Here is a 14,564-nt window from a genome sequence, read left to right as displayed (position 1 = left end):
TTCAACCTTGGGTAGAGCTCTTCCGGAAGCCGATGACCTTCGACATCAACGTCGAGGTCCAGCGCGTGGCCCCGACCGGCGCCGGCACTGAACCTGTCGTGCACTCTTGGTGCAGGCTGCGTGCGAGGTCGGCCACTGCCTGTGAATAGGGGTCGTTGCGTGCGATGCGAACCAGCATCTCGCCGCGGCTCGCGGCTCCGAGCAATTGGGCGCTGCGCGCTGGCACCACGTGGCGAAGCGGCAGTTCGAGCCGCTCGGCGATGTCCTTGGCCGCAAGCCCTACGTGGCTGTCGAACTTGTTGACAACGAGCGACAGCTGATCGGTCTCGATGCCGCGCGTACGCAGCTCCTTGAGCATGGTTGCGGTGGACACGATCGCACCGATGCTTTGATCGCACACGACCCAGGAGCGCTGGGCTTCCTTTACCGTCTGCGCCACGAAGTCGATGGTCGAGAAGCCGCCCAGATCGGCAATCTGGAAATCGAAGAAGTCGCCCAGGCGCTTGATCAGCGCGACCGAGTCGGCGTGCGAGATTTCGCGCACCTGCGCGAGGCTTGCCGGCAGTGGCAGCACGGCGATGCCGCTGGCGTGATGCGCGAGAGCTGTCTGCAACAGCGTCTGGTCGAGGCGGCGCAGGTTGCGCACGCCGTCGACGAAGCTGAAACTGCTCTGCGTGTCGAGGTAGAGCAGGCCGTCGCGCGCAGGCAGGCCCAGGTCGAGAAGGGCCACGCCATGTCGCGCGCTGCGGCCGGGTGTTCTTGCCGGAGCTTGCGCGGGCTGGGCCAGTTGATCGTTGATCACGAGCGACAAGCTGGCCGCGAGCGTGGTCACGCCGATGCCCGGCCGGGCACCGAGCAGGGCGATGGTGCTTCCGCGCGTGCCGCTCGACAGGGTGCTGCGTCGCTCAAGCAACTTGCGCAGCGTGTTGGCCGCATCGGTCTGCGGTGCGGCCATGTCGATGAAATCGTCCACGCCAGCACGCAGTGCGGCCAGCATCGAAGCCGGTTCGGCCGAGATGCCCGTTGCCAGCACAGGCAGCGTTGGCCAGTCACGCTTGAGGCGCTCGTGCAGCTCGCTCGCGGCCTCGGCGTGGTCACCGGCGAAGTCGAGAAAGACGGCCGCCGGGCTGAGCAGGGCGACGCGCTCATCAAGCGACTTGATGTCGGGCGACAGCATCACCACGGCGCCCTGCCTGGAAAGAGCATCAGTCAACCACGTAATGTGGCCCCCGTTGGGCGAGGCGAAGAGATAGGTCTCTGCGCCGGTTTCGGGAAGGTGGTCGCGAGGGGCGTTCATGGCGTCGGCCACGGGTCGTGAATGGCTGGTTTCCATCAGCGGGAGAAGCCAGGCACTGTTGTGCCAGAGGCTGGTCCCAGGAGGTGCGCGCGCCACACCGGGCCATCGCGCTGCTCGGCGCCGCCAGGCATGTACGGGGTGAGGTCGGTGTTGCGCGCAATCGGCTTCACCAGGTGCGGTGTGACAAGAATGACAAGCTCCTTCTCACTCATCTGGTACCTGTTCTGTTTGAAGAAGGTACCCAGCACCGGGATGTCGCCGAGCAGCGGCACCTTGTCTGCATTCGAGGTGGTGGTGCGGCTCACCAGGCCGCCGATGATGAAGCTCTCGCCATCGCCGAGCTCGACCGTAGTATCGGCACGGCGCGTGGTGATGGCCGGCACGGCCACGCCGTTGATGCTCAGCGAGTTCGTGTAATCGAGGTCACTGGCTTCGGGGGCGACCTTGAGCACGATGCGCTCGTTTGACAGCACCGTGGGCGTGAGAGTAAGGCCGATGCCGAAAGGCTTGTATTCGATGCTTGTTGTACCCAGACCCTGGGGTACGGGCACTGGCAGTTCGCCGCCGGCCAGGAAGCTTGCGCTCTGGCCCGACAGTGCCACCAGCGTGGGCTCGGCGAGCACGCGCGCCATGCCATTGCCCTCGAGGAAGCCGACGTTCAGCCCGATGCCGGCTTTGCCGAAGTTGAACAGCAGACTGAAGGCTTGTGCGAGAGGGTTGTTGTAGTCGCCACTGATGCTTCCATCCGACGCGAACGTCGCGGACTTCAGTGACGATGGCGTGAAGGAGCCAAAGCTGAATCCATTGGAGTTGGCACGCGTGCTGAAGATGTTGAGGCCCGCCTGCTTGAGAACGCTGCGGTTGAACTCGACGACCTTGACCTCGACCTGCACGGTATTGCTGCGCACATTGACGATGGAGCGATCGACCAGTGGGGATTTCTCTCCGCCGGCGGCCAGTGCGGTTTCTCGCGCTTCCTGATGCGCGGTCATGCTGTCGAGCGAGCCAGTGAGCGTCGAGGCACGCCGGCGCACTTCGAGCGCGTACACCGTCGCGGTCGATTGGCCTTTTTCCCAGATCATCAGCGTGGTCCGTCCTGCGGCCTTGCCTGTCACGATCAGGCGGGCTGCTGGCAGGTTCGGCGTCTGGCGTGTGAGTGCCACCCCGGCCACCGCTTCGTCGGCAATGGCCATGCGGTCGATGCCTTTCGGGATCAACAGTTCCTTCTGCGAGCCGGCATCAACGCGGAACTGGATCGGCGCGCCCGGAGCGATGGCTTGCGCATTGGCTACCGAGGACGCAACAGGCCAAACGCTCAGGGTCAGCAAGCACAGCGCCACAAAGGTCGGGCGCAGGGCGTGGACCGAAGCGTTGGGTTTCGCGCGAGGGGGGTGCGTCATGGTGTGTTTTTCGTGCGGGGCATGCATGGGCGTGATGCCGATCAATAGCGGATGGTTTCACTGCGGTCGCCGCGGATGACTTCGACTTGAAGCCCACCGCGGTTACCGCCAGTGCCGGTTCCCGCAGCGGGGCGTGCTGCGACGGTAGGCGCGCGCAATACGCCAGGCTTACCACCGGTCACGAAATCGGCGGTTGTCATGCCGGCTTGGGCGCGGTCCAGGCCCTCAAGCGGTGCGCGCCGTGGTTCGCCGGGTTTCGGCGGTGTCGGCTGCAGAGCCGTGGGTAATTCAGCGAACAGCTTCGGATCAGGCTCTGACATGTCAGTGGGATTGCGCAGGGCCAACAGCAGGCGGCCACTGTTTTCCGCGAGGGCCAGACGATTGACATCGTCCACCGGTACGGCAAGCACGGCTGTGCGCGCGGCTTCGGAGCGTTGCGGCGAATTGCCGTTCTTGTCGGCTTTGGAAGCCAAGCCATCGACTGATGCGCTGCCGAATGCGAGCACCCGCTTGCGCGACAGCAGCAGGCGCGCTTGGCTGCGGTCGATGTCCTTGCTGTCAGATTTCAGCATCAGGAAAACGTCGACGAAGTCGCCGGGCTGGACCTTGTTTCCCACACCCATGACTTCGTCGGCCTTGACCGCTACGGCGCGTTCGCCTTCTGCAACGCGCAGGGCGAGGCCGGAAACCAACTGGCCTTCGAGTAGGGGAGAGCCCTCGCCCAGGTCGATCACCGGGACGCGGCCAGCGAGTAGCGCGGTTTCTTTGAAAGCCCCCGCTGGATTGATCGTCAGTTGTTCCACGCGCAGGGCATCGGCCGGGATCGTCTGGCCGGCTGGCAATGGTTTGGTTGCGACGACCACGGGGAAGGTCTGCACTTGTGCGGTCTTTGCAGGCGCTGCGCTTGAGGTTGCGGCTGCAGGCGGCGGAGGCGGCGCCTTGCGGCTGAGAACCCATGCGTAGCCACCGAGCGCGAGGGCCAGAAGCACGAGGATAGCGGCGATGATTTTGGTGAGATTGATCATGGGCGGCGAACTGAGGGAGGGGAGCAAGCGATCATGGGAAAAGAGATGAAAGGCCTGCGAGACAAAACAGAGTCGGCCGTGGCTAACTCTGTCGCCCCCAAACCATCCATGCCGCTGCGACCAAGGCGAGGTAGGCCGCGTAAGGAATGACGCGTATCCGGCGAGTTGAGGTGCCGGGTTCGGCTGCGCGCGACGGGCCAGCCAACATCAGGGCGAGCCGCGGAAAAAAGGGCCAGCGCCTGAGGGCGAGCCAGAGAACGCTGTGAATGCCTGCTATCAGACTGGCTCCGATCCAGATCGGCGCCAACGCTGGCAAACCGACCCACAACCCCAGGGCGCTAGCGAATTTCACGTCGCCCGCTCCCATGAGGCCGGTGGCATAGAACAGCAAGAGAAAACCAAACCCTGCTCCTGCACCGAAAAGTGCTGCACGCCAATCGTGTCCAAGAGGCCCCGCCCCCAACCCCAAGGCCGTGATCGCAAGGCCGGCGCCTGCAACCACAAGCCAGTTCGGAACGCGGCGCATTCGGAAGTCATAGACGACAACAAGAAGCAGCCACAGGAGAAAAGCGACTTTCAAACTCAAATGGTGGAGGGCAGCGCGGCGGCGATGTTGGTAAACAGAGTTGTAAGTGCAAGGCCAATGCCGCTGTCTGCGCTAAATGCAGCCACGAGAACAACGGCCATCAGCCCCGCAATAATTCCATATTCAATTGCAGTAGCACCTTCTTCATCGCGCAGAAACCGAGTAATAGAACTAAGCATGGTGATCTCCTGAAAGGAAGTGTTAACAAAGGCTGGCACGGTGGATGTTATACAGCGTAACTCCGTGTATCAACAGGAGAAACACACCGGATCGAGTCCCGGATGTGCTACTCGGAGGGGTAAAGCAGGAAGGCGGCCAGCCTCGTTCGGCCCCCACAACGGGGCAGAAAAGGTCACTTATTCACAGTCTGGAGATGTTCGTTTCCCTCTGTAAACCGCATGCACACTGGCATGGACGAGGGGAACGCGTTACGGGCGCGGGAACGTCCGAAAGTTGAGCGTTACGGGAACATGCCCGTTACGTGTTACGTAGCGCGGTACCTAGGAGTGCAATTTGTAACACTCGACAAGGCGGCTCCGTTTGGGCAATAAATCACACTTTTGGGGCCGAGACCCCTTCGGTGATGTGGGCTCAGCCGAGGATTTCTTCGTGGAAGAGCTTCCACTCGCCGCCCTGGCGGAGCCAGTACTGGCGGCGGGTGCGGCCGTTCTTCTCGCCCTCGAACACCTCGCCGAAGGTGGCGACCATGGTGTCCTCGGTGTCGCGCCAGTGCAGGTACGACGTGTCCTTGATTTGCACTCGTTTACCTTGTGCGTAGGTCAATTCGTCGCGGAGTACCGCATCGGCATCGACGGGCTTGCGGCTGGCACGCTGGAAATCCGGCAAATAGAATTTTTTCAATTGCGCTTCATTGCCGCTGGCGCGCGCGTCTTTCCAGGCGGCAATTGAATCGGCGAATTTCTTTGTTTCTTTTTCGGCCTGCGGCTGCGAAATCCATTGCAGGCTGCGCGCGGTGACGACGGGGGTGGCGCCGATCTGGACCTTGCGCAGCAGCTGCTTGAGGTCGGGGTTGGCCATGACGACGCAGCCGTCGCTGGCCAGCGGCGCCCGCGCGAACTGCTGGGGCGGGGTGCCGTGCAGCCAGATGCCGCTGCCGGTCTTGCCGCGCCGCACGTCGTACGGGTTGGGGTAGTTGATGGGCAGGGCGCCGGCGCCGTAGAAGTCTTTCAGCGAGCGCGGGTCGAGGCTGCTGGTGATGTAGTACACGCCCAGCGGGGTGCGCGCGTCGCCTTCGACGGCCTTGTCGGTGCCCGACTTGCCGACGGAGATGTAGTAGTCGGCGACGAGCTTCAGGCCCTTGTCGGAGTTCTCGAACAGGTACAGCCGCGAGCGCGAGGCGTCGACGGCAATGGCGAAGTGGCTGCGGGTCGAGAGGGTGAGGAACTGCGAGGGCACGGTGCCGGCGGGCGGGCGTTCGCGCAGGGCCTGCAGGCGGCGGCGCGATTCCTCGTGCAGCTCGACCATGGCCGGGTTGCCGCGCAGGCGCGCGATGCCAGCGGTGTCGGGCATGGCGTTCGACGGCGGCACCTGCGCCGCGAGCAGGTCGCCGTACACGAGCTGCGCGAGCTGGAAGTTCGGATGGTCGCGCACGAGGGTCTGGGCCTTCGCCAAGGCCTCGCGGGTCTTGCCGCGGCCGAACAGTTCGTAGACGCCGATCAGGCGGGCCTCGGCGCCGCTGGCTTCCTGCAGCGGCGCGGCGGTTCTGGCGGTCTTGCGGACCGGGCGCGTGGCGCCCGCATTGTCTGCCGCGACGGCGGACCGCTTGCCCTTGGCTTGCAACTGCGTCTTGCTGGCGCCGCTGCCGGCCTTGCCTGCTTTGGCTTCCTTGGCAGACGTACGGCTGCCGCCCGCCTTGGCGGCCTTGGTGCCGCTGGTCTTGGCGGTGGCCGACTTGCTGGAACTGTTGCTGTTGTTGGCTGCGAGCGCGGCGCCGGGCGTGGCCAGCAGGAGCGCAGAAGCGGCCGTCAAGGCCGCGAGCAGCTTCCCGCTCCGCAGCGGGAACGGGAGGGTCTGAAGCCGGCCGTGCCGGACGATGTCTGCCACTAGCCGCCGACGCTTTCCTTGCGAATGTGCCACTGGTTGCCGGAGCGTTGCAGCTCGAGCGTCTTACGGCTCGCGATGTTGAGGTTGTCGGCGCGGTAGATCTGGCGGAACTTGGCGGTGGCGGTCTGTCCGTCGACCTTGATCGCGAGGTTCTCGAGGTTCACGCTGATGCTGGACTTGCCGACGATGCGCGCGCGGCGGTCTTCTTCCCAGGCCTTGCGGCTCTGGCCGCCGGCGGGCACGAAGTCGCTGCCGTAGGCGGCGAGGTAGCGGTCCATGTCCTGGCTGGCCCAGGCCGAGGCCCAGCCGCGCACGACGGATTCGATCTCGGAGGTGGACGCCGGGGCTGCGGCAGGGGCTGGTGCCGGTTCAGGCGTCTTGGCGACCGGCGCGGGGGCTGCGGCCACCTTGACGGGGGGGGCGACGGGCGCGGCGGCGGGTGCCGGCGCGGGCGCAGGCGGTGCCTTGGCGACAGGCGCAGGAGCGGGCACGGGTGCCGGAGCAGGTGCCTTGGCGACCGGTGCGGGCGCAGGCGCCGGGGCGGGCTTTGCAGCCGGTGCCGGCGCGGGCGTCGTCGTGGCCGAAGCCACGAGGGTCGAGCCCTTGGAGCCGGCCGCCGGCGGGGCGGTGAAGAGCGTGCGGATCACGGCCAGCTTGGGCTGTACCGCGGTGTTGTTCTGGTCGAGCTGCAGCGCCTTGCTGTAGGCCTGGCTGGCCAGCCGCGCGTACACGTCGCCGAGGTTTTCCTGGGCGGTGGCGTAGCTGGGGTTGGTGCGAATGGCGCTTTCGAGGGCGTTGCGGGCCTTGTCGAACTGGTTCTGGCTCGCGTAGATGACGGCGAGGTTGTTGAACGGTTCGGGCAGCTCGGGCGCGTCTTGCGTGAGCTGGGTGAAGGCGGCGATGGCCTCGGTGCGCTTGCCGGTGTCGAGCTGGATCACGCCCTTCAGGAAGCGCATCTGCGGATCGCGCGGCTTGTCCTTGAGGAAGGCCTCGGCCTTGGTCATGGCTTCGTCGAGCTTGCCGGACTGCATCAGGCGGTCGACCTCTTCGTGCTCGGTCGCGGCCAGCGCGGGAAGCGCGGCGCCGCAGGCCGCAACGGCCAGGAACAGGGCGCGCACGGTGGGGGAGAAGCTGAAGCGGGCGCGAGGCCGGGGGCTCTTGGGCATTGCGGACAAGACCTCGTTGGTGGGGAAGGGGAATGCGGCAGGCATTGTAAATGCGCCCGTCACCTCTGGATACCAAGCTGACGGAGCCCTGCGATGGCCCTATTCACAGTTGTGCCGAACTTGTGCGCTGCAGCATCATCATGTAACGTCTCGTAAGCAAAATGCACGTGTTTACCCTGATTTTTCCAACCCTCCGGAGTCCGTTTTGAAGATCACCAAACGCCGCCTGCTCGAAGGCGGCGCTGCAGCCATTGCCACCTCGCTGTTCACGCCGGCCTCGTGGGCCCAGCGCGCAGCAGGCGGCGATGCCGCCTGGCCAACCAAGCCCGTGCGCATCCTCGTGGGCTTTCCGGCGGGTGCCTCGCCCGACCTGGCGGCGCGCGCCATCGCGGAGCCGCTCTCGAAGCTCCTGCGCCAGCCGGTGACGGTGGAGAACAAGCCCGGCGCCAGCGGCAACCTCGTGGCCGCCGAAGTGGCCAAGGCCACGGACGACCACACGATCGGCGCGCTCATCAACGGCAACCTCACGATCGCCAAGCTGCTGAACCCCTCGCTCGACTTCGACCCCGAGAAAGACTTCGCACCCGTCGGCCTGATCGGCACCGCGCCGCTGGTGCTGGTGGTGTCGGGCGGCGCCACGGGCAAGACCGCGGCCGACCTGCTGCTGTGGGTGCGCAACCTGGGCAGCGCCGGCAAGTACGGCACGCCGGGCGTGGGCACCGTGGGCCACCTGGGCATGGAGCTGCTCAAGAGCCGCGCGGCCATCACCGCGCAGCACAAGCCCTACACGGGCAACCCGCAGGTGATCGCCGGCATCCTCGCGGGCGAGATCCAGCTGGCGCTGCTGCCGCCGGGCCTGGCGATGCCGCACGTGAAGTCGGGCAAGCTCAAGGCCATCGGCGTGACCTCGCCCGAGCGCAGCCCACTGGTCAACGAGCTGCCGACGATCCGCGACGCCGACGTGCGCGGCGCCGACCTCGAGATCTGGACCGCGCTTGCAGCGCCCGCGAGCATGAAGCCGGCCGCCGTGGCCAGGCTGAACGCCGCGCTGGTCGAGGTGATCAGTTCGCCCGAGGTGAGCGGCGAGCTGCTCAAGACCGGCTGGCAGGCGCAGCCCGGTTCGCCCGACACGCTGGCCAAGCGCATGCGCGCCGACACCACGCGTCTGGGCGGCGTGATCCTCATGAAAGGCATCCGTTCGGAGGCCTGAGCCAGCGCCGGAGCGATCGCGCTGCGGCTACAGCAGCGCCGACACCTGCCGTGCCGCATCGATCAGCGCCGGCAGCATCGTCTCCTGCATCACCTTCGCGCTGGTGCGGTTCGCCTGCCCGCTGATGTTGAGCGCGGCCACCATGCGGCCCTGCCGGTTCACGATGGGCGCGGCCACCGAGATCAGGCCTTCTTCCAGTTCCTGGTTCACCAGGCACCACTGCTGCTTGCGCGCCTGGGCCACCTTGGCCATGAGCGCGTCGATGTCGGTCACGGTGTGCTTGGTCAGCGCCTCGAGGTTCGAGGCCTCGAGCCGCGCGCGCACCTCGTTGTCGTCCAGGTCGGCCAGCAGCAGGCGGCCCAGCGACGTGCAGTACGCCGGCAGCCGCGAGCCCACGCCCAGGCTGATGCGCATGATCTTCTGCGTCGGCACGCGCAGCACGTAGACGATGTCGGTCGCGTCGAGCACGGCGGCCGAGCACGACTCCTGCACCTGCTGCACCAGCGCCTCCATCACGGGCTCGGCGCGGTTCCAGATCGGCATCGACGACAGGTAGGCAAAGCCCAGGTCGAGGATGCGCGGCGTGAGCGTGAAGAGCTTGCCGTCGCTCACCACGTAGCCCAGCGTCTGCAGCGTGAGAAGAATGCGCCGTGCCCCCGCACGCGTGAGGCCGCTGCCGGCCGCCACTTCGCTCAGGGTCTGGTGCGGTGCGCTCGCGCTGAACGAGCGGATCACCTGCAGGCCGCGCGCAAAAGATTGCACGTAGCTGTCGCCGGGGGCGGGCGTGTCGGTGGTGGACGTAGCGGAAACGGGGTGGGTTGCCATGGCGAGCGATCCTCTCTAAAATTCATTATACGAACAAAAGTTCTTTAGGCGAACAAATTGCGGTTTGCGAGGGTTCGTGAATTCGGCAGGGTGTTCGCACCGTTCGGTTTCTTCCTTCACTCCCGGAGACAGGCTTCATGATCAACAAGATCGCGCGCTCGGTCGCCGATGCCCTGGCAGGCATCCAAGACGGCGCCACGGTGCTCATCGGCGGTTTCGGCACCGCCGGCATTCCAGGCGAACTCATCGACGGTCTCGTCGAGCAGGGCGCCAAGGACCTCACGGTCGTCAACAACAACGCAGGCAATGGAGAGACGGGTCTGGCGGCGCTGCTCAAGGCCGGGCGCGTGCGCAAGATCATCTGCAGCTTTCCGCGCCAGGCCGACAGCCAGGTGTTCGACGGCCTGTACCGCAGCGGCAAGATCGAACTCGAGCTCGTGCCCCAGGGCAACCTGGCCGAGCGCATCCGCGCGGCGGGTGCCGGCATCGGCGCCTTCTACTGCCCCACGGGCTACGGCACGCAACTGGCCGGCGACCGCGAAACGCGCGAGATCGACGGCGTGCAGTACGTGCTCGAGTACCCCATCCACGGCGACGTGGCGCTCATCAAGGCCGAGCGCGGCGACCGCTGGGGCAACCTGGTCTACCGCAAGGCCGCGCGCAACTTCGGCCCGGTGATGGCCATGGCCGCGAAGAAGACCATCGCCACCGTGCACGACATCGCCGAACTCGGCACCCTCGACCCCGAGAGCATCGTGACCCCGGGCATCTTCGTGCACCAGGTGGTGCGCATCGAACGCGTGGCCACGCAGGCCGGCGGCTTCAAGAAGGCAGCATGACCATGGCATACACCCGTCGCACCAAAGATCAGTTGGCAGCCCGCGTCGCACAGGACATCTTCGACGGCGCCGTCGTCAACCTCGGCATCGGCCAGCCCACGCTGGTGGCCAACCACCTGCCGCAGGGCCGCGAGGTCATCCTGCAAAGCGAGAACGGCATCCTCGGCATGGGCCCCGCGCCCGAGGCCGGCGAAGAAGACTACGACCTCATCAACGCCGGCAAGCAGCCCGTCACGTTGCTGCCGGGCGGCTCGTTCTTTCACCACTCGGACAGCTTCGCGATGATGCGCGGCGGCCACCTCGACATCTGCGTGCTCGGCGCGTTCCAGGTGTCGGCCACCGGCGACCTGGCCAACTGGCACACGGGCGAGAAAGACGCCATTCCCGCGGTCGGCGGCGCGATGGACCTGGCCATCGGCGCCAAGCAGACGTGGGTCATGATGGATCTGCTCACCAAGCAGGGCGCGAGCAAGCTGGTGCAAGAGTGCACCTATCCGCTCACCGGCATCGGCTGCGTCAAGCGCGTGTACTCCGACCTCGCCACGCTCGAGTGCACGCCGCAGGGCCTGAAGCTCGTCGACACCGTCGAGGGCCTGAGCCGCGAAGAACTCGAGACGCTGGTCGGCCTTCCGATCGCCGCCTGATCCGTTCCACCCATTCAAGAGACAACTCACATGACCACCCAAGCCTTCATCTGCGACGCCGTCCGCACCCCCTTCGGCCGCTACGGCGGTTCGCTCAGCAGCGTGCGCACCGACGACCTCGGCGCCGTGCCCCTGCGCGCACTCATCGAGCGCAACAAGAACGTCGACTGGCAGGCCGTGAGCGACGTGCTCTACGGCTGCGCCAACCAGGCCGGCGAAGACAACCGCAACGTCGCGCGCATGTCGGCGCTGCTCGCGGGCCTGCCGATCGAGGTGGGTGGCGGCACCATCAACCGCCTGTGCGGTTCGGGCCTCGATGCCCTGGGCACCGCCGCGCGCGCCATCCGTGCCGGTGAAGCCGGCCTCATGATCGCCGGCGGTGTGGAAAGCATGAGCCGCGCGCCCTTCGTCATGCCCAAGGCCGAGAGCGCCTTCAGCCGCAACAACGCGGTGTACGACACCACCATCGGCTGGCGTTTCGTCAACAAGCTCATGAAGGCGCAGTACGGCGTCGACTCGATGCCCGAGACGGCCGAGAACGTGGCCACCGACTACAAGATCGAGCGCGAAGCGCAAGACCTGATGGCGCTCAACTCGCAGCTGCGCGCCGTGGCCTCGCAGAAGTCCGGCTTCTTCGACGCCGAGATCGTGCCCGTGAGCGTGCCCCAGAAGAAGGGCGACGCCCTCATCGTCAACAAGGACGAGCATCCGCGTGACACCACGCTGGAGGCGCTGGCCAAGCTCAAGCCCATCGTGCGCCCCGACGGCACCGTCACCGCCGGCAATGCCAGCGGCGTGAACGACGGCGCCTGCGCGCTGCTGCTGGCCGACGAAGCCAGCGCCGCCAAGCACGGCCTCACGCCGCGCGCCCGCGTGGTCGGCATGGCCACGGCCGGCGTCGCGCCGCGCATCATGGGCATCGGCCCGGCGCCCGCCACGCAGAAGGTGCTGGCGCTCACCGGCCTCACGCTCGACCAGATCGACGTCATCGAACTCAACGAAGCCTTCGCCGCACAAGGCCTCGCCGTGCTGCGCCTCCTGGGCCTGAAGGACGACGACGCGCGCGTGAACATCAATGGCGGCGCCATCGCCCTGGGCCACCCGCTCGGCGCCAGCGGCGCACGCCTGGCCACCACCGCGGTGAACCAGCTGCACAAGGGCGGCGGCCGCTACGCGCTGTGCACGATGTGCATCGGCGTGGGGCAGGGCATTGCCGTGATCCTGGAACGCGTCTGATGGCGCTCGCCCGACGCGAGCTGCTGCTGGGCCTGCTGGCAGCAGCGGGCCTGCCTGCGCATGCGCAGCAGCAGGCCGACGGCAAGCCGATCCGCATCGTCGTGCCCTTCGCGGCCGGCGGCGGCAACGACGTGTTCGCGCGCCAGATGGCCAAGGGCCTGGGCGAGGTGCGCAAGTCGGGCGTCATCGTCGACAACAAGCCCGGCGCGGGCGGCAACCTCGGCACCGAGCAGGTGGTGCGCAGCACGCCCGACGGCAGCACGCTGCTGCTGGGCCACACGGGCACCGTGTCGATCAACCCGGCGCTGTACAAGGGCCTGAAGTTCGACGCCCGCAAGGACCTCGTGCCCGTGGCCATGTTCGCGTCGTCCGCGCTCGTGCTCGTGGTGCCCGCCGCCTCGAAGGTGCGCAGCGTGGCCGACCTCGTCAAGGAGGCCAAGGTGCGCCCGGGCCTGCTCGACTACGCCTCGAGCGGCAGCGGCACGGGTGGCCACCTCACGGGCGAACTCTTCGCGCAGCGCACCGGCACCAAGATCAATCACATCCCCTACAAGGGCACCAACCCCGCGCTCACCGACCTCGCGGGCGGCCAGGTGCAGATGATGTTCAGCGTCATCCCGCCCGCGCTCGCGCTGGTCAAGGGCGGGCGGCTGCGCGCCATTGCCGTCACGGGCGCCAAACGCCTGCCGTCGCTGCCCGACGTGCCCACCGTGGCCGAGTCGGGCCTGCGCGAACTCGCGGGCTTCGAGAGCACGCTCACCTACGGCATCCTCGCGCCGCGCGGCACGCCCGACGCGTTCGTGAAGACGCTGTCGGCGCAGATGCTGCAGGTGGCGGGCGGCGCCGAGTTCCAGTCGCGCCTGGACGTGGAAGGCGCCGTGCCGCTGCTCGGCGGGCCGGCGGAGTACGCCGCGCTCATCGCGAAGGAAAGCGCGCTGTGGGCCGGCATCGTCAAGGCCTCGGGCGCGTCGGTCGACTGAGCGGCGGCGCACCGCTTCCAACCCATCAACGATTCATCAAACCGGAGACTTCCCTCATGTCCTTCTTCCGTTCGTCGCTTTCGCGCCGCGCCATCGCTGCAGCCGTGCTGGCCCTGACCGCCGGCGGCCTGCTGCCGCTGACCGCTTCGGCACAACAGCAGCCCGCAGCCTTCCCGACCAAGCCCGTGCGCATCATCACGCCGTTCCCGGTCGGCGGTGGTCCGGACGGCGTGGCCCGCCTCGTGGCCGACAAGCTCTCGCGCGCCTGGGGCCAGCCGGTGGTGGTCGAGAACCGCCCGGGCGGCAACGGCTTCATCGCCATCGACGCCTTCAAGCGCGGTGCCAAGGACGGCCACGACATCATCGTGCTCGACAACGTGCACCTGGCCGCGTATCCGGCGCTGTTCAAGAAGCTGCCCTACGACGCATCGAAGGACTTCGACGCACTGCTGCCGCTGTTCAAGACGTATTTCTTCTTCACTGTCGCGACCAACAGCAAGTACAAGACCGTGGGCGACCTGATCGCCGACGCCAAGGCCAACCCCGGCAAGCTCGACTACGGCTCGTGGTCGGTCGGCAACCCGGTGCACCTGGGCTCGGAGCTGTTCGAGTCGGCCACCGGCACGCAGATGGAGCACGTGATCTACAAGGAGACCACGCAGCTGTACACCTCGGTCGCCACCGGCGAGCTGGCCTTTGCGCTGGGCAGCAGCGCCACCGCCGGCCCGCTGCAGCGCGCCAACAAGCTGCGCTTCCTGGCCGCGGCCGCGCCCCAGCGCGTGGCCGCCTTCCCCGACGTGCCCACCGTGAGCGAATCGGGCGGCCCGAAGGGCTTCGAGGTCATCGGCTGGAACGCCATCGCCGTGCCCAAGGGCCTGCCGGCTTCGGTGACCGACAAGATCAAGCGCGACATCGAGAAGGGTCTGGCCGAACCCGACGTGCTGGAGAAGTTCAAGAGCTTCGGCTACGAGCCGTTCCCGACCACGCGCCCGCAGTTCGACCAGTTCGTGGCGACGGAAACGAAGCGCTTCACGGACGTGATCCGCAAGGCGAACGTGTCGCTGGACTGACAGCGCGCGCCCCGGGGCGCATCCGCAACGAACAAGGCACCCGCGAGGGTGCCTTTTCTTTTGGGCGCTGCGCCCAGGGCGAGAGATTGTGCTGTCCAAAAGTCACATGTTACGTATGGATACGCGACAGGGTAGACCGTCTACCGAAGGGCCTGACAGAGGCGGAGTGGCCCCGCATGGGGCCGGTCGCTCCCGTTTCAGGGTAGCCCCTTGCAGGGATAC

At 66.8% G+C, this 14,564-nt stretch carries 14 protein-coding genes; 6 read left to right on the top strand and 8 right to left on the bottom strand.

Features of this window, described 5'->3' with window-relative positions; genetic code table 11:
• Position 1: 1 nt before the first annotated feature.
• The 7 genes from AC57B8_RS18380 to AC57B8_RS18350 all read right to left on the bottom strand — a co-directional run bounded on the left by AC57B8_RS18380 (position 2) and on the right by AC57B8_RS18350 (position 7,538).
• Entirely contained in the window at positions 2 to 1,333 is a 1,332-nt protein-coding gene (locus tag AC57B8_RS18380; protein ID WP_496480355.1) for a CpaE/TadZ family protein, read from the bottom strand.
• Positions 1,333 to 2,697 (bottom strand): type II and III secretion system protein family protein, encoded by a 1,365-nt coding sequence (locus tag AC57B8_RS18375; RefSeq protein ID WP_390348660.1) that lies wholly within the window; start codon positions 2,695 to 2,697, stop codon positions 1,333 to 1,335. Before AC57B8_RS18375 ends, AC57B8_RS18380 begins: the two co-directional genes overlap by 1 nt.
• A gap of 41 nt (positions 2,698 to 2,738) precedes the next feature.
• Positions 2,739 to 3,722: a Flp pilus assembly protein CpaB gene (gene cpaB, locus AC57B8_RS18370; protein ID WP_496480354.1), complete on the bottom strand. Its 984-nt coding sequence runs from the start codon at positions 3,720 to 3,722 to the stop codon at positions 2,739 to 2,741.
• An 82-nt stretch (positions 3,723 to 3,804) separates the two neighbouring features.
• Positions 3,805 to 4,308, bottom strand: a complete 504-nt coding sequence (locus AC57B8_RS18365) for an A24 family peptidase (RefSeq protein ID WP_496480353.1) — start codon at positions 4,306 to 4,308, stop codon at positions 3,805 to 3,807.
• Positions 4,305 to 4,487, bottom strand: coding sequence for a Flp family type IVb pilin (locus AC57B8_RS18360; RefSeq protein ID WP_390349681.1), 183 nt, complete (start codon positions 4,485 to 4,487; stop codon positions 4,305 to 4,307). Before AC57B8_RS18360 ends, AC57B8_RS18365 begins: the two co-directional genes overlap by 4 nt.
• A gap of 412 nt (positions 4,488 to 4,899) precedes the next feature.
• Positions 4,900 to 6,372 (bottom strand): L,D-transpeptidase family protein, encoded by a 1,473-nt coding sequence (locus AC57B8_RS18355; RefSeq protein ID WP_496480352.1) that lies wholly within the window; start codon positions 6,370 to 6,372, stop codon positions 4,900 to 4,902.
• On the bottom strand, positions 6,372 to 7,538 hold the full coding sequence (locus AC57B8_RS18350) for a nuclear transport factor 2 family protein (protein WP_496480351.1): 1,167 nt from the start codon (positions 7,536 to 7,538) through the stop codon (positions 6,372 to 6,374). The genes AC57B8_RS18355 and AC57B8_RS18350 overlap by 1 nt, the downstream gene beginning before the upstream one ends.
• Positions 7,539 to 7,743: 205 nt before the next feature.
• On the opposite strand from AC57B8_RS18350, the gene AC57B8_RS18345 reads away from it, so the two are divergent.
• The gene (locus tag AC57B8_RS18345) at positions 7,744 to 8,748 is read left to right on the top strand and encodes a Bug family tripartite tricarboxylate transporter substrate binding protein (RefSeq protein WP_307589290.1); all 1,005 of its coding nucleotides are present in this window, start codon (positions 7,744 to 7,746) and stop codon (positions 8,746 to 8,748) included.
• 27 nt (positions 8,749 to 8,775) lie between these two features.
• Here the strand turns inward: AC57B8_RS18345 and AC57B8_RS18340 are convergent, their stop codons facing one another.
• A complete protein-coding gene (locus AC57B8_RS18340; protein WP_496480350.1) occupies positions 8,776 to 9,573 on the bottom strand; it encodes an IclR family transcriptional regulator domain-containing protein in 798 nt (265 codons plus the stop codon).
• Positions 9,574 to 9,710: 137 nt separating this feature from the next.
• On the opposite strand from AC57B8_RS18340, the gene AC57B8_RS18335 reads away from it, so the two are divergent.
• From AC57B8_RS18335 to AC57B8_RS18315, 5 genes are read left to right on the top strand one after another with little or no spacing between them, the layout of a single operon-like run.
• A complete protein-coding gene (locus AC57B8_RS18335) occupies positions 9,711 to 10,412 on the top strand; it encodes a 3-oxoacid CoA-transferase subunit A (RefSeq protein WP_496480349.1) in 702 nt (233 codons plus the stop codon).
• Positions 10,409 to 11,056 (top strand): 3-oxoacid CoA-transferase subunit B, encoded by a 648-nt coding sequence (locus tag AC57B8_RS18330; protein WP_139704866.1) that lies wholly within the window; start codon positions 10,409 to 10,411, stop codon positions 11,054 to 11,056. The genes AC57B8_RS18335 and AC57B8_RS18330 overlap by 4 nt, the downstream gene beginning before the upstream one ends.
• A gap of 30 nt (positions 11,057 to 11,086) precedes the next feature.
• Positions 11,087 to 12,292: a 3-oxoadipyl-CoA thiolase gene (gene pcaF / locus AC57B8_RS18325; protein WP_062482451.1), complete on the top strand. Its 1,206-nt coding sequence runs from the start codon at positions 11,087 to 11,089 to the stop codon at positions 12,290 to 12,292.
• Positions 12,292 to 13,272: a Bug family tripartite tricarboxylate transporter substrate binding protein gene (locus AC57B8_RS18320; protein WP_496480348.1), complete on the top strand. Its 981-nt coding sequence runs from the start codon at positions 12,292 to 12,294 to the stop codon at positions 13,270 to 13,272. The genes pcaF and AC57B8_RS18320 overlap by 1 nt, the downstream gene beginning before the upstream one ends.
• 56 nt (positions 13,273 to 13,328) lie before the next feature.
• Positions 13,329 to 14,342 (top strand): Bug family tripartite tricarboxylate transporter substrate binding protein, encoded by a 1,014-nt coding sequence (locus AC57B8_RS18315; RefSeq protein ID WP_095948087.1) that lies wholly within the window; start codon positions 13,329 to 13,331, stop codon positions 14,340 to 14,342.
• Positions 14,343 to 14,564 lie beyond the last annotated feature (222 nt).

The sequence above is a fragment of the Variovorax sp. BGA-UO-ETr-C22 genome, from assembly GCF_059567965.1.
This window is presented reverse-complemented; position numbering and strand designations above follow the sequence as displayed.